This is a genomic window from Vulcaniibacterium gelatinicum, from assembly GCF_008033445.1.
GTDB classification, from domain to species: Bacteria; Pseudomonadota; Gammaproteobacteria; order Xanthomonadales; family Xanthomonadaceae; genus Vulcaniibacterium_B; species Vulcaniibacterium_B gelatinicum.
This window is the reverse complement of record NZ_VNKO01000028.1, coordinates 1-12,165: the sequence shown is the minus strand read 5'-3', so window position 1 is coordinate 12,165 and position 12,165 is coordinate 1. Positions and strand designations below refer to the sequence as shown.

10 protein-coding genes and 3 pseudogenes are annotated in these 12,165 nt (G+C 70.4%); 1 reads left to right on the top strand and 12 read right to left on the bottom strand.

Annotated elements, in window-relative coordinates; all coding sequences use genetic code 11:
• Positions 1–101: 101 nt before the first annotated feature.
• From FPV26_RS12370 to FPV26_RS12360, 3 genes are read right to left on the bottom strand one after another with little or no spacing between them, the layout of a single operon-like run.
• Positions 102–956, bottom strand: a complete 855-nt coding sequence (locus FPV26_RS12370) for a hypothetical protein (protein WP_147654178.1) — start codon at positions 954–956, stop codon at positions 102–104.
• 16 nt (positions 957–972) lie between these two features.
• Positions 973–1,617: a helix-turn-helix domain-containing protein gene (locus FPV26_RS12365; protein WP_029577191.1), complete on the bottom strand. Its 645-nt coding sequence runs from the start codon at positions 1,615–1,617 to the stop codon at positions 973–975.
• A 20-nt stretch (positions 1,618–1,637) separates the two neighbouring features.
• Positions 1,638–2,426 (bottom strand): TIGR04255 family protein, encoded by a 789-nt coding sequence (locus FPV26_RS12360; protein ID WP_029577192.1) that lies wholly within the window; start codon positions 2,424–2,426, stop codon positions 1,638–1,640.
• Positions 2,427–2,595: 169 nt separating this feature from the next.
• Between FPV26_RS12360 and FPV26_RS12895 the strand changes: the two are divergent.
• A pseudogene (locus FPV26_RS12895) lies at positions 2,596–2,727 on the top strand (helix-turn-helix domain-containing protein); the annotation flags it as partial.
• A gap of 103 nt (positions 2,728–2,830) precedes the next feature.
• On the opposite strand, the pseudogene FPV26_RS12890 reads toward FPV26_RS12895, so the two are convergent.
• The 9 genes and pseudogenes from FPV26_RS12890 to FPV26_RS12310 form a co-directional block, all read right to left on the bottom strand.
• Positions 2,831–3,385, bottom strand: a pseudogene (locus tag FPV26_RS12890) (DUF885 family protein); the annotation flags it as partial.
• A gap of 116 nt (positions 3,386–3,501) precedes the next feature.
• On the bottom strand, positions 3,502–4,773 hold the full coding sequence (locus FPV26_RS12345; RefSeq protein ID WP_147654177.1) for a TolC family protein: 1,272 nt from the start codon (positions 4,771–4,773) through the stop codon (positions 3,502–3,504).
• Positions 4,770–5,075, bottom strand: a complete 306-nt coding sequence (locus FPV26_RS12340; protein WP_147654176.1) for a DUF3240 family protein — start codon at positions 5,073–5,075, stop codon at positions 4,770–4,772. The genes FPV26_RS12345 and FPV26_RS12340 overlap by 4 nt, the downstream gene beginning before the upstream one ends.
• Positions 5,072–8,161 carry an efflux RND transporter permease subunit gene (locus tag FPV26_RS12335; RefSeq protein WP_147654175.1) on the bottom strand — a complete coding sequence of 1,030 codons (3,090 nt, stop codon included), beginning with the start codon at positions 8,159–8,161 and terminating at the stop codon, positions 5,072–5,074. Before FPV26_RS12335 ends, FPV26_RS12340 begins: the two co-directional genes overlap by 4 nt.
• A 7-nt stretch (positions 8,162–8,168) precedes the next feature.
• Positions 8,169–9,320, bottom strand: coding sequence for an efflux RND transporter periplasmic adaptor subunit (locus FPV26_RS12330; RefSeq protein ID WP_147654174.1), 1,152 nt, complete (start codon positions 9,318–9,320; stop codon positions 8,169–8,171).
• A gap of 288 nt (positions 9,321–9,608) precedes the next feature.
• The gene (locus FPV26_RS12325) at positions 9,609–11,015 is read right to left on the bottom strand and encodes a sensor histidine kinase (RefSeq protein WP_246109288.1); all 1,407 of its coding nucleotides are present in this window, start codon (positions 11,013–11,015) and stop codon (positions 9,609–9,611) included.
• An 18-nt stretch (positions 11,016–11,033) separates the two neighbouring features.
• Positions 11,034–11,699, bottom strand: coding sequence for a response regulator transcription factor (locus FPV26_RS12320; protein WP_147654173.1), 666 nt, complete (start codon positions 11,697–11,699; stop codon positions 11,034–11,036).
• Between the two features lie 10 nt (positions 11,700–11,709).
• Positions 11,710–11,883: pseudogene (locus FPV26_RS12315) on the bottom strand (lipid-A-disaccharide synthase N-terminal domain-containing protein); the annotation flags it as partial.
• Positions 11,884–11,893: 10 nt separating this feature from the next.
• Positions 11,894–12,165, bottom strand: a 272-nt coding sequence (locus FPV26_RS12310) for a transposase (protein ID WP_147654171.1), incomplete at its 5' end; no start/stop codon positions are given.

The window sequence follows — 12,165 nt, the reverse complement described above, 5'->3', positions numbered from 1 at the left end:
CAGCGCTTGAGTTCACGTGCCCGCATACCGTCCTCTCCCCGCCCGAACACCTCAGGCCACGGGGAAAGCCTGCGCTCGGGCCGGCTCACCGACTGAGACGATCAACAATCAACGCGAACAGCGCCAAGAAAATCCCCTTGCTTGTCGTCGCGTAAGCTGATGTATTCGAGTCGCCACTGATCTACGCGTCGAAGATCGGCAAGCGTCATGTGCGTGTCGGGCACCGCTTCGCAGGCATCGAGTGCGATTTCGGTGGCTATATCTGGTGTCCCGTAGGCCTTCTCGAAAAGGTCGCGCAACTGCTTTGCGACGCGTTCGGCGGATTCACGTGCAGATGAGCCCCCATTGACGGCGTCGTAAACCACGGATATGGACAGCACGTATGGTTCATCCTCTGCTACTTCAGTCCAGCGCTGCTCCCCCAAATCAAAGAACAGACCAACCAGATGCCTTGCTTCCGGCTCCAGAATCTTTCCAACCCAGTTCTTGACCTCTCGTTTGCCGGAGCGCTTGCTCAGCCGGTTCTCGAATGCATTTGGAAACGCCGGCCTTCCATAGCGGGCGGCAAGCCACTGTTTCAAAACTCGCTTCGATTCGATCGGGAGCAAGACGCTATCGTCCCTCGCCGCGTACTTGGCAAAGGTGTCTTTGGTGATGGCGCGTCGATTCCCTTGCCGAAGCTCTAGTATCAGTAGACTGCCATCCGCAGCGTCGTACGCAAGATGGAGTCGACGCGGGTTCTTGGCATAAGAGAGCTGCGGGTCAAGCGTTGCATCGCCGATTACGTCAGCGAGGATGACCTCGATGCAATGCTCGGCTTCATGTGAGATGTCACAGTCATGCGTGATGATGATGGCACGGACCTCGTCATCCGCCGTCTCGACCAAACCCAGTAGTGCCGCAGTTTGGCGAGTGAGTATGTCGCCCTGTCGCCAATCCGTATCCCGTGCCAGCATTCATCTTCCTCCCAGGTCATTGCTCGGGAGACCCGGGAATGGAAGCCTCGGCACGCCAATCGTCCGAAGGTTCGGCTTTGGTTCGCGCCAGCCCGGAACGGTCGTATGCCATATCCATGGCCCGTGCTTCGGCAATCAATGACTGAACGTGCGATGGCAAAAGCTGGTCGGATGTGATTAGATCCATCAGCGACCGGCCTTCGAACGCCTTCATTTTCAGCATCGCAGGCGCGCGTGTGATTCCAGCTTCGTGAAAAGCATCGGCCACATGGCTGAGCGATTGGATTCGCTTGAAATTATCGGCCTCAGGCATCGACTCGCCGCCAATCCACTTGTAGATCGCTTGCCTGGAGACACCAAATACCGCCGCCAGATCAGCGATGGCAGGATTGAGCACCTGCCGGATGTTGGCTAGGTGTTCCGAAGCGGAACGAAGATCCGGACGCTCGACGACGTCGTCTGTCACTCCAATATCGACATAGACCGGAACGCGAGCCTCGACCAGCTTGCGCCACTCCCCGGCGCGGGAGATATCGAACACGCTACCGGTACCGCTGACAGCGAGCGTCGAGCCGATCAACGCGAATGCTGCCGTGGCGGCAGCACTGATTGGCACGACGAACGGCGCACTTCGATGTGTAGGCAATGCTTCGGTGTACATAGCGGATGCCTCCAATGATCTCATGCCCATGCCTTGCGTGCGTGACCCGTCGTGGTTGCTTCGAACACGGATTTGATCGTCGCATGAAGCGAAAGCAGCTGCTCTCCAAGCTTGTCCATATCGATTGGCATACGCCCTTCGGTGTAATGATCCGTGTCGATCACGCCATGTTCGCGAGGTTCTTTCATCTCGAACCGTGGATTCACCGCCAGACCGCTAGGTAGCATGTCTGGAGGGAAGCCGAGCGGTGCAGTCATTCTGTACACGCGGGCCACCAACGTCCCAGTTGGTAGGAGTGGGCGAGTTTCTGTAGTAAACACAGACTCGGTCATCGTGTGTCGGCGAGTTGCATTGAAGTCCACGCCATGCAGTCCACCGACCAGGTACTGTTCGACGGTTTCGCCAGCTTGTGGCAATACGGCATCCAGGTAGCGCAGTCCCAGTCGGCCAACGTGGTCGAGGGTTACGGTTTCATGCACTGCATTCAAACCGCGCAGCAATTCCGGGATGAACTCATTGTGGGTTTCGTAATGAGTCGTGTGGAAGGTGATCGCCGAGGGCGAAAGGATGTAACCGGCCGTCCGGTCGCTCCTGGTCATGAGCCAGGAAACCGTCTGCTGGATCTGCGGCTCGACGCGCTGTGCCTGTCCAGGACCCGGGACCACCAAGTGAGTGACCTGCTGCGGCTCGAATAGTGGGTAGCCCTCGCGCCGCAGCCGATCCTGGATCTGGTCGACGTACTTGGCCATCGCGGCAACAGGATTGAAATGCGCCTGTGCCAGCGCATAGTAAACAGGCGCCTTCGACATTCGCTCGCTCACAGGCTGCTCCATTTCATTGGTTGACACTTCAGTTGTCAGTTTACACTGCGGTTGACGATGGCGCCAGGTGGGTTTGGTCTTCGGTGTTGGTCGCGAAGAGGATTTTTGGTTGACGCTGCGCTTGACAAGACGATGCGATATTGCAAATATCGCAAACATGACAAAACAAACACCTCTACCCGCCACGCTTCGCGCCATCCGCGCGAAGCTTGATCTCACCCAGGAGCAGCTCGCCGAGCGGCTCGGGGTCTCGTTCGCCACGGTCAACCGCTGGGAAGGTGGTGACACCAAACCCCAACGCGCGGCACAGGAGGCCATCATGGCACTCGCCCGCGAGGCCGGGGTCGAAGAAGCCGCCGAGGATGCCCCGGAAGCAGCCGTCCAAGTCTCCCGCCGTCGCGGCCGGCGAGCACCGCGCGCGGCACCGAGAACCCGCGTGCCAGCCCGGCGCGCATGTTGGCGATCTGCTGGTCGAAATAGCGCGGCACGTCGCGCAGGCGCGCGGCGTAGGCGCGGTAGGCGGCGGCATCGCGCAGCTCGGAGCGCGCCATGAAGTCGAGGTCCGACCAGAACGCGCTGTCGGAATTGAACGGCATCTCGTATTCGCGAAAGCGCAGCGCGGCGATCCGGTGCTCGATCTGCGGCCGGTACACCGCGTAGTTCAGGCGCTCGCCGGGCGAGAGCGCGGCGACGTCGATCGCATCCAGCCGGCGCAGCACGCCCTCGAGGTAGGCCAGGCGCGCCGCCTGCGCGGGGGCGCCGACGTCGGGCAGGCGGTCCTGCGCGGCCCCGGCATCGGCATCGCTGTCTTCGTTCCAGCCGCCGGCCTGCTGCGTCCGCCAGGTCCACTCCGACTGGTAGATCGCGCGGAAGGCGGCATCAGCGGCGGTGTCCTGCGCCGGTGCCTGCGCGCGCGCCAGCGCGGGGAGCAGGCACAGGGCGAGCATGAGCGTGCGCAGCGATGCGGTCACGGCGGGACTTCCATGGGCAGGGCTGCGGATCGTAGCACCGGCCTCCGCGCGGCAGTCCGGCGCGGGCGGTCGCCGCCGATGCGCCTGCGTGCTCATTCGCGCGGCGTGCCGTCGGCCTCGTCCTCGTTGTCGTGCCACAGCTCGTGGCTGTCGATCCGCACCAGCAGCGCCGCTTCCAGCGCGTCCACCCGCGCCTGGCGCTCCTGGCTGCGGCTGGCGCGGGCGTTGCGCTGCGCCAGCAGCCATTCGGCCAGCGGTGCCTCGCCCAGTTCCCAGGCGCGCCGGGTGCGCGCGGCGGCGGCTTCCTGCGCGGTAGCCGCGGCCTGCAGCGCCTGCCACTGCGCGTGCCGCGCCTCGGCGAGGTCGGCGGTGGCCTGGGCCTCGCGCGTGATCGACAGCCGCATGCCATCCACGTCGGCCTGCGCCATGTCGGCGCGCGCCGCCTCGCGCGCGGCGACGTCGCGCCGGTAGCGGCCGCCCAGCGGCACCGACAGCACCACCCCGACCGCGCGCTCGGCGCCGCCGCGGTCGTCCAGCACACGCAGGCCGATGCTTGGGTCGGGCCGACGGTCGGCGCGTGCGCGCGCGGCCACCTGCTGCTGGCGCAGCGCGTCCTGTTCGGCGATCCCGATCTCGTGGCTGCGCGCGATGATCAGGTCGCGCCAGTAGGCGACGCCGCCCGGCAGCGGTGCAGGGTCCGGCAGCGACGGCGGCGTGGCCGGCAGCGGCAGCTGCGGGTAGGTGACGGCCAGCGCCTTGCGCGCGGCCTCGGCCTCGGAGGCGGTGCGCAGTGCCTCGGCCTGCAACTGCGCGAGCTCGGCGTCCATCGTGTCCAGCTCGCGGCGCGCGGCATCGCCCAACTGCACCCGGCGCGCCAGCGCCTGGCGCGCCTGCCGCATCAGCTCCAGCTGCGCCTGCGTGTCCGCGTCCAGCAGGCGCGCGCGCAGCCAGCCCATCCAGTCGTGGCCCAGCCGGCGTGCGGCCTGGTGGGTGGCATCGTCGATCCGAAGGTTTGCGGCGATGTCCGCATGCTGGCCGATCGCACGGTCCAGCGCGGCCTTGCCCGGAAGCCGGATGCGGCGGCTGATCTGGCCCTCGAACTCGCGGTAGCGCAGGTCGGGCGCCACGCTGCGCCGCTGTGGGATCAGCTGCGCTTCCCATTCGTAGCTGCCGGCCGCCAGCGCGCGCGAGTCGGCATGGGTGGCCTGCGCCGCCGCGACCGCGGCGCGCACCTCGGGCTGGGCGGCCAGCGCGCGCTGGGCCAACGGCTCCGGCGGCAGGAACGCGGTGTCGCCGGCGTGCGCCGGGAGCGCGCCCAGCACCAGCGCCAGCAGTGGCGGGGCGATCGCAAGGCGCGTCTTCATGCCAGCCTCCCCGCAGCCAGTACCGGCTCGGTCCACCAGCGCACGTCCTGCGAAGCCACCGTGGCGCGCACCGCATCCAGCGCTACGTCCAGTTGCGCCGGGTCGATCAGCATCCACAGCACCCGCCGCTGCACGCGCCCGCGCACCTGCTCGCCCGCGGAGGCACGCCGGAAATCGCTGGTGTGGCCCTCGGCATGGAACAGGGTGTAGCCGGGCAGGCCGGCGTGCGCGGACAAGGCCTCGGTGATGCCGTCCTCCAGCTCCGGCGGGAACACCAGGGTCATGCGGATCGGGGTGTTCATGGCGAGGCTCCGGGGGCGGTCGGCGCGGGATGGGCGAAGCGGCGGTACAGCAGCGGCAGCAGCAGCAGGGTCAGCGCGGTCGAACTCACCAGCCCGCCGATCACCACGATGGCCAGCGGGCGCTGGATCTCCGAGCCGGGCCCGCTGGCCAGCAGCAGCGGCACCAGGCCGAACGCGGTGATGCTGGCGGTCATCAGCACCGGGCGCAGGCGCCGCAGGGCGCCCTCGCGCACCACCCGCTCGATCGGCAGCCCCAGGGCGTGCAACTGGTTGAAGTGCGCCACCAGCACCAGCCCGTTGAGCACTGCGATACCGAGCAGGGCGATGAAGCCGACCGAGGCAGGCACCGACAGGTACTGCCCCGACAGCCACAGCGCGAGGATGCCGCCGACCAGCGCGAACGGGATGTTGCCGAGGATCAGCAGCGCCTGGCGCGCCGAGCCGAAGGTCATGAACAGCACCACGAAGATCAGCCCCAGCGCGACCGGCACCACCAGCCCGAGGCGCGCGGCGGCGCGCTGCTGGTTCTCGAACTGGCCGCCCCACACCAGCCGGTAGCCGGGCGGCAGCGGCACCTGGCGCGCCACCGCGGCGCGCGCCTCGGCCACGAAGCCGACCAGGTCGCGCCCGCTGACGTTGGACTGGATCAGGGCAAAGCGCGAGCCGCCTTCGCGGCGCACCGCGACCGGGCCGGCGGCGGGGGCGATCTCGGCCACGGCCGCCAGCGGGATGTCGCCGTTGCCGTCGCCGCGCGCCAGCAGGCTGCGCCCGAAGCGCTCGGCCGATTGCCGCAGGTCGCCGTCGCCGCGCACCAGGATCGGGGTGCGCTTGTCGGGTTCGATCACGCTGCCCGCGCGCATGCCTTCCAGCTGCGCGCGCAGCTCGTCCTGCACCGCGCTGACGCTGAGCCCGGCACGGCCGGCGGCCTGCGGGTCCACCCGCACCTGCAGGTACTGCACGTGGTCGGCGGCCTGGGTGAGCACGTCCTGCGCGCCGCGGATGCCTTCCAGGGTGGCGGCGATGCGCGCGGACAGCTCGCCCAGCGTCGCCAGGTCCGGGCCGAACACCTTGATCGCCACGTCGCCGCGGCTGCCGGTCAGCATCTCCGACACCCGCATCTCGATCGGCTGGGTGAAGCCGTAGTCCAGCCCCGGGAAATCCGCCATCACCTTGCGGATGCGCTCGGCCAGCGCCTCCTTGTCCGCGACCTGCCACGCATCGCGCGGCGCCAGCTGCATGAACATATCGGTCTCGTTCAGGCCCATCGGGTCCAACCCGAGCTCGTCCGAGCCGGCGCGCGCGATGACGTGGCGCACCTCCGGCACCCGCGCCCGGATCGCGCGCGCCACCGCATCGTCGGTCGCCAGCGAGGCCTGCAGGCTGATCGAGGCCGGCTTCTGCAGCTGCAGCAGGATGTCGCCTTCGTCCATGGTCGGCATGAAGGTCTTGCCGGTGCCCAGCCAGGCCAGCACGCCCAGCAGCAGGGCGCCGGCAGCCGCGCCCAGCGCCACCCGCGGATGCGCCAGCGCGCGCTCCAGCAGCGGCGGGTACAGCGCATGCAGCCGGCGCATCAGCCACGGCTCGCCGTGCGCGCGCTCCTTCAGCAGCAGCGAGGCCAGCACCGGCACCAGGGTCAGCGACAGCAGCAGCGAGGCGCCCAGCGCGAACACGATGGTCAGCGCCACCGGCGCGAACAGCTTGCCTTCCAGCCCCTGCAGGGTCAGCAGCGGCATGAAGGTGAGGCAGATGATGAGGATGCCGGCGGCGACCGGCACCGCCACCTCGCGGGTGGCGGCGTACACCCGGTGCAGGCGCGGCAGATGCGCGCCGGGCGCATGCGGGTCGAGCCGGCTGACGGCGTTCTCCACCACCACCACCGCGGCGTCCACCAGCATGCCGATCGCGATCGCAAGACCACCCAGGCTCATCAGGTTGGCGCTCATCCCGGTCAGCCGCATCAGCAGGAAGGTGGCCAGCGCCGCGAACGGCAGCATCAACGCCACCACCAGCGCCGCGCGCAGTTCGCCCAGGAACAGCAGCAGCAGCACCACCACCAGCACGGTGGCCTCCAGCAGCGCGCGCTCGACGGTGCCGACCGCGCGCTGGATCAGGCTGCTGCGGTCGTAGAACGGCACGATCCGCACCCCCGGCGGCAAGCCCGGGGCCAGTTCGTCCAGGCGCTGGCGCACCGACGTGACCAAGGTGCTGGCATCCGCGCCGCGCAGCGCGACGACGATGCCCTCGACCGTCTCGCCCTTGCCGTCGCGGGTCACCGCGCCGTAGCGGGTCAGCGCGTCCACCCGCACCTGCGCCACGTCGCCCACCCGCAGCGGCGGCGGGCCTTCGCGCAGCGGCAGCGCGGCGATGTCGGCGGCATCGCGCAGCGCGCCCTCGACGCGCACGATCAGGGTTTCCTCGCCGGCATCCACCCGGCCGGCGCCGTCGTTGCGGTTGTTGCGCTCGATCGCCTGCGCGAGGTCGGCCAGGCTCAGCCCGGCCTGCGCCAGCTTGGCCGGGTCCGGCACCACCACGAAGCTGCGCGCCTGCCCGCCCAGCGCGTTGACGTCTGCCACCCCGGGCAGGGTGCGCAGCGCCGGGCGCAGGGTCCAGTCGAGCAGGGTGCGGCGCTGGGCCAGGCTCAGGCCGCCGCCCTCGATGCTGAACATGTACACGTCCGACAGCGGGGTGGAGATCGGCGCCAGCCCGCCCTCGATGCCGGCCGGCAGGCCCGGTGCCACCGCGGCATAGCGCTCCGCGACCTGCTGCCGCGCCCAGTAGAGGTCGGTGCCTTCCTCGAAGTCGAGGGTGAGGTCGGCGATCGCGTACTTGGCGGTGGAGCGCAGCATGCTGGCGCGCGGGGTGCCCAGCAGTTCCATTTCCAGCGGCGCGATCACGCGCTGCTCCACTTCCTCCGGGGTCATGCCCGGGGCCTTCAGGATCAGCTTGACCTGGGTCGGGGAGATGTCGGGATAGGCGTCGATCGGCAGGTGCGCGAACGCCCAGGCCCCGGCCGCGGCGAGCCCGAGCGCGGCCAGCAGGACCAGCAGGCGCTGGCGCAGCGAGAATTCGGTGAGGCGGGTCAGCACGGCGGCCTCACTGCGCGGGGGCGTTGGCGGGAGCGGCGGCCGGCGTCGGCAGCAGCGCCTTCAGGGCGGCGGTGCCGCGGGTCACCACGTCCATCCCGGGGCGCAGCGTGGGCGCCTGCACCACCGCGTGCACGCCATCGTTCCCGAGCACGCGGGTGATGCGCACGGCGCGGAAGCGGTCGCCGTCGCGGGCATAGGCCACGTGGCGCTCGCCGTCCGGCAGCAGCGCCTGGGCCGGGATCGCCAGCGCGTCGGCCGGTGCCGGCAGCAGCAGGGTGACCGCGAAGCGTTCGCCGGGGACATGCCCGGCGGGGTCCTCGAAGCGGGCGCGCACCGGCACCTGCTGGCTGGCCGGGTCGAGGTCGGCGCCGATCGCCGCCACCCGCGCCGCGCTGCCGTCGGCCAGCGCCACCCGCAGCCCCGGCGCGAGCTGCGCGCGCAGGCCGGCGGCGACCGCGAAGCCGATGTCCAGGCGCGCGGGATCGGCGATCAGCAGCGCCGGTTGCTGCGCCTGCAGCGCGTCCCCGGGGCGCACCATGCGCCGCAGCACCTTGCCGGAGATCGGCGCCAGCAGCGCGATCTCGCCGCCCTCCGCCAGGCGCACCCGCGCCCCGCCGAGGGCATCGCGGGCGCGCGCCAGTTCCGCCTGCGCGGCACGCGCCTGGGCCTGGCTCTGCTCGCTGCGCGCCGCCGGGATGATGCCTTCCGCCAGCAGCTGTGCGTCGCGCCGCGCCTGGCGGCTGGCCACGTCCGCCTCGCTGCCGGCGCGCGCCAGGTCGGCGCCCGCGCGCAGCGCCTCCGGGCTGCGCAGGCGCAGCACCGGCTGCCCGGCGCGGACTTGCTCCCCTTCGTGCACCAGCAGCGCCGAGACCATGCCCGCCCACGGCGAGGCCACCTGCTGGCTGGCCTCCAGCGGGGCCTCGGTCTGCGCCGGCAGGCCAGTGACCGGCACGCTGTCGGCGCGCCGCACCGGCGCCAGCGCGATGCCCAGCCCCTGCACCTGCGAAGGCGCCAGCTGCACGCTGCCATCGGGGGCGGCGGCCGGGGGCGCGGCGGCGGCGCTGGTGGTCTCGCTGCGCGGCCACAGCCGCCAGCCCAGCAGGACGAGGATGACGGCGGCACCTGCGATGCCGGCGGTGCGGCGCAGGCGCGGGCTCATCGCCGCACCCCGTGCGGGCGGTCGGAACGGAGGGGCGTGCGCGGGATCCTGGGCGGCATGGCGGCGTCTGGCGGGCGGAAGGGGCCGCCAGCTTCGCGCGCCAGGCTTTGGGCTTGCTTAAGACGCCACCGGCAGGCGCGTGGAGACGTGTGATGGGGAACGGGCCCGTCCGTGGTTCGACAGGCTCACCACGAACGGGGGGTGAGGCTCACTACGAACGGGTCAAGCTCCACCACGAATGGGTCAGGGCTCACCACGAATGGGAAAGACTTGCCACGAACGAGGCGCTTACAGCACCGGCAGCGGGCCGATGCGGGCCTGCAGCTGGCCGTCTTCCAGCGCGAATTCCAGCGGGACCGCGAGCGCGTCCGCGAGCGCCCGGCACAGGGCCAGGCCGAGGCCGGCATGCAGCGCGGTGCCGCCTTCGCCTTCGCGGCGCCAGAAACGTTCGCCGAAGTACGCCACGTCGGCCTCCGCCAGTCCGGGCGCGGAATTTCCCACCACCAGGCGCCAACCGTCCGGGGTGCGCCACAGGTGGACCCGCACGCGGCTGGCGGGCGGCGCGTACTCGATGGCGTTGTCCAGCAGGTTGCTGGCCAGCCGTTCCAGCATCCCGGCATCGCCCATGCACCAGGCGCTGTTGGGCAGGGTGTCGGCCAGCTCCAGCGCGCGCGCCTGCAGCCGCGGCGCGGCGGCGTCCAGCAGCGTGCGCAGCAGGGCGCCGAGGTCGAACGGATCGGTGGACGGCCGTTCCAGCCCGGACTCGATCCGCGCCAGGGTCAGCAGCGATTCGATGCTGCGCTGCATGCGCTGGCTGGCCTCCAGGCTGGCCTGCAGCGCCTGCCGCGCCGGCACCTCCTGCACCTGCGGCAGGGCGGCCTCGGCGCTGGCGCGGATCTCGGCCACCGGGGTGCGCAGCTCGTGCGCCACGTCGCGGGCGAAGCGGCGCTCGCGCTGCAGGGCCAGGCGCAAGCGCTCCACGCCGGCCTGCAGGGCCTGCGCGAACGGATGCAGCTCGGCCGGCAGGTCGTCGGGCAGCCGCGCGGGGGTGTCAGCATCGACGCCCGCGACCTGTGCGCGCAGCCGTTCCAGCAATCCGAAGCTGCGCCCGACCAGCCACAGGCTGAGCAGCACCACCACCACCAGCGCCAGCGCGATCCCGGACGCCAGCAGCATGTGCACGCGGCGTTCCACCGAATCCCAGTGCGCGCGCTCGGTGCCCACCGCGAGCACGCCCGGGCGGCCGTCGGCATCCACCTGCGCCAGCGCCAGCAGGCGGCCGGCATGGCCGTCCGGCAGGCGGGCGTCGTAGTAGCGCGGCAGCGCCCCGGCACCCGGCGCGGGCCGCGGCAGCGCCAGCCCGTGGCTGTTCGGCGAGGTGGCCAGCACGCGGCCGTCGCGGTCGAACAGGGTGTAGAACTCGGTATGCCCGTCCTCCTGGTAGTCCGCCAGCGGCAGGTCGGCGCCGTGCCGCTGCAGGGAATGCGCGATCACCTCGGCGCGCAGGGTCAGGCCCTGGTCGAGATGGGCGTAGATCTCGCGGTCGATCAGGGTGTCCAGCAGCACGAACAGCAGCGCCAGCACAGCGCCGGCGGCCAGCGCCAGCTGCCAGGCCAGGCGGCGCCGCAGCGACCAGTCGCGCCCGCGGGCGGCGCGCGGCGGCGGCTCGGTTGGCGTGGGCAGGGGCGTGCTCATGGGCGTTTCATGGGTATTTCATGGGATGGTGTAGCCGAAGCCGCGGCGGGTCTGGACCGGGTTGCCGGCACCGGCGCGCGCCAGCTTGGCGCGCAGGGTGCTCAGGATCACCTCCACCACCTTGTCGGAGGCGTCGCTGCCGTGGTCGTACAGGCGCTCGAACAGCTGCGCGCGCGAGAGCACGTGGCCGCGCTCGCGCAGCAGCACCTCCAGCAGTGCGTATTCCTTGGGCGAGAGGTCGAGGTCGCGGCCGGCGTGGCGGGCCAGGCGCAGGCGCGGGTCCAGTTCGATCGCCCCCAGCCGCAGCAGCGGCGGCTGCGCGCGCGGCGGGCGGCGCACCAGCGCACGCAGGCGCGCCAGCAGCTCGTCCAGCGCGAACGGTTTCACCAGGTAGTCGTCGGCCCCGGCATCCAGCGCCCGCACGCGGTCGGCCACCTGGTCGCGCGCCGACAGCACTAGCACCGGCACCGTGTCGCCGCCCGCGCGCAGGCGTTCCAGCACGGAGAAGCCATCCAGCCGGGGCAGCATCAGGTCGAGCACCACCGCATCGTAGGCGTGCGCGTGCAGGTGGGCCAGCGCCTGCTGGCCGTCGGTGGCGAGGTCGCAGGCGTGGCCGGCGCGCTCCAGGTGGTCGTGCAGGGCCTGCCCGAGCACCGCGGAATCCTCGACCAGCAGCACCCGCATCGCGGTCCTCTCAGTGGCTGTTGCGGTCGCGCTTCCAGCCGCGGTGGCGGATGTCCAGGTACAGGCTGTAGCAGGCGGTGAAGCTGGGGAACAGGTTCTGCAGGATGCCGACCGCGTCGTTCTTGCCGAAGATGAAGTAGGCCAGCGTCATCAGGCTGCCGAGGATGCTCATGTACCAGAGGCTCTGTTGAATTTCAAGTGGGTTGCCGGGCATGAGGGTTGATCACTGCGAAGTCGAGCTTGCCGGCGATCAGGAAGATGACGGTTCTGATAGTGGTGAAGCGGGTGAAGCCGCGAGCGCGGCGCTTGGCGGACTGAAACAGGCCGTTGAGCGCTTCGAGGAAGCCGTTGGTCTGGCGGGTCTGGCTCCAGGCCAGGATGCCGTCGAAGTGCTTGCGGATCATCCGCGCGACGTCCTTCATCGGCTCGACCTTGGAGCGCATGACGTTCGTGCACCACTGCCTGA

Excerpts from the sequence above, each read along its gene's own strand:
- FPV26_RS12360 (WP_029577192.1), bottom strand. The coding sequence starts at position 2,426 with ATGTCGAAGGCGCCTGTTTACTATGCGCTGGCACAGGCGCATTTCAAT.
- FPV26_RS12340 (WP_147654176.1), bottom strand. The coding sequence starts at position 5,075 with ATGAACACCCCGATCCGCATGACCCTGGTGTTCCCGCCGGAGCTGGAG.
- FPV26_RS12325 (WP_246109288.1), bottom strand. The coding sequence starts at position 11,015 with ATGAGCACGCCCCTGCCCACGCCAACCGAGCCGCCGCCGCGCGCCGCC.
- FPV26_RS12345 (WP_147654177.1), bottom strand. The coding sequence starts at position 4,773 with ATGAAGACGCGCCTTGCGATCGCCCCGCCACTGCTGGCGCTGGTGCTG.
- FPV26_RS12330 (WP_147654174.1), bottom strand. The coding sequence starts at position 9,320 with ATGAGCCCGCGCCTGCGCCGCACCGCCGGCATCGCAGGTGCCGCCGTC.
- FPV26_RS12320 (WP_147654173.1), bottom strand. The coding sequence starts at position 11,699 with ATGCGGGTGCTGCTGGTCGAGGATTCCGCGGTGCTCGGGCAGGCCCTG.
- FPV26_RS12370 (WP_147654178.1), bottom strand. The coding sequence starts at position 956 with ATGCTGGCACGGGATACGGATTGGCGACAGGGCGACATACTCACTCGC.
- FPV26_RS12365 (WP_029577191.1), bottom strand. The coding sequence starts at position 1,617 with ATGTACACCGAAGCATTGCCTACACATCGAAGTGCGCCGTTCGTCGTG.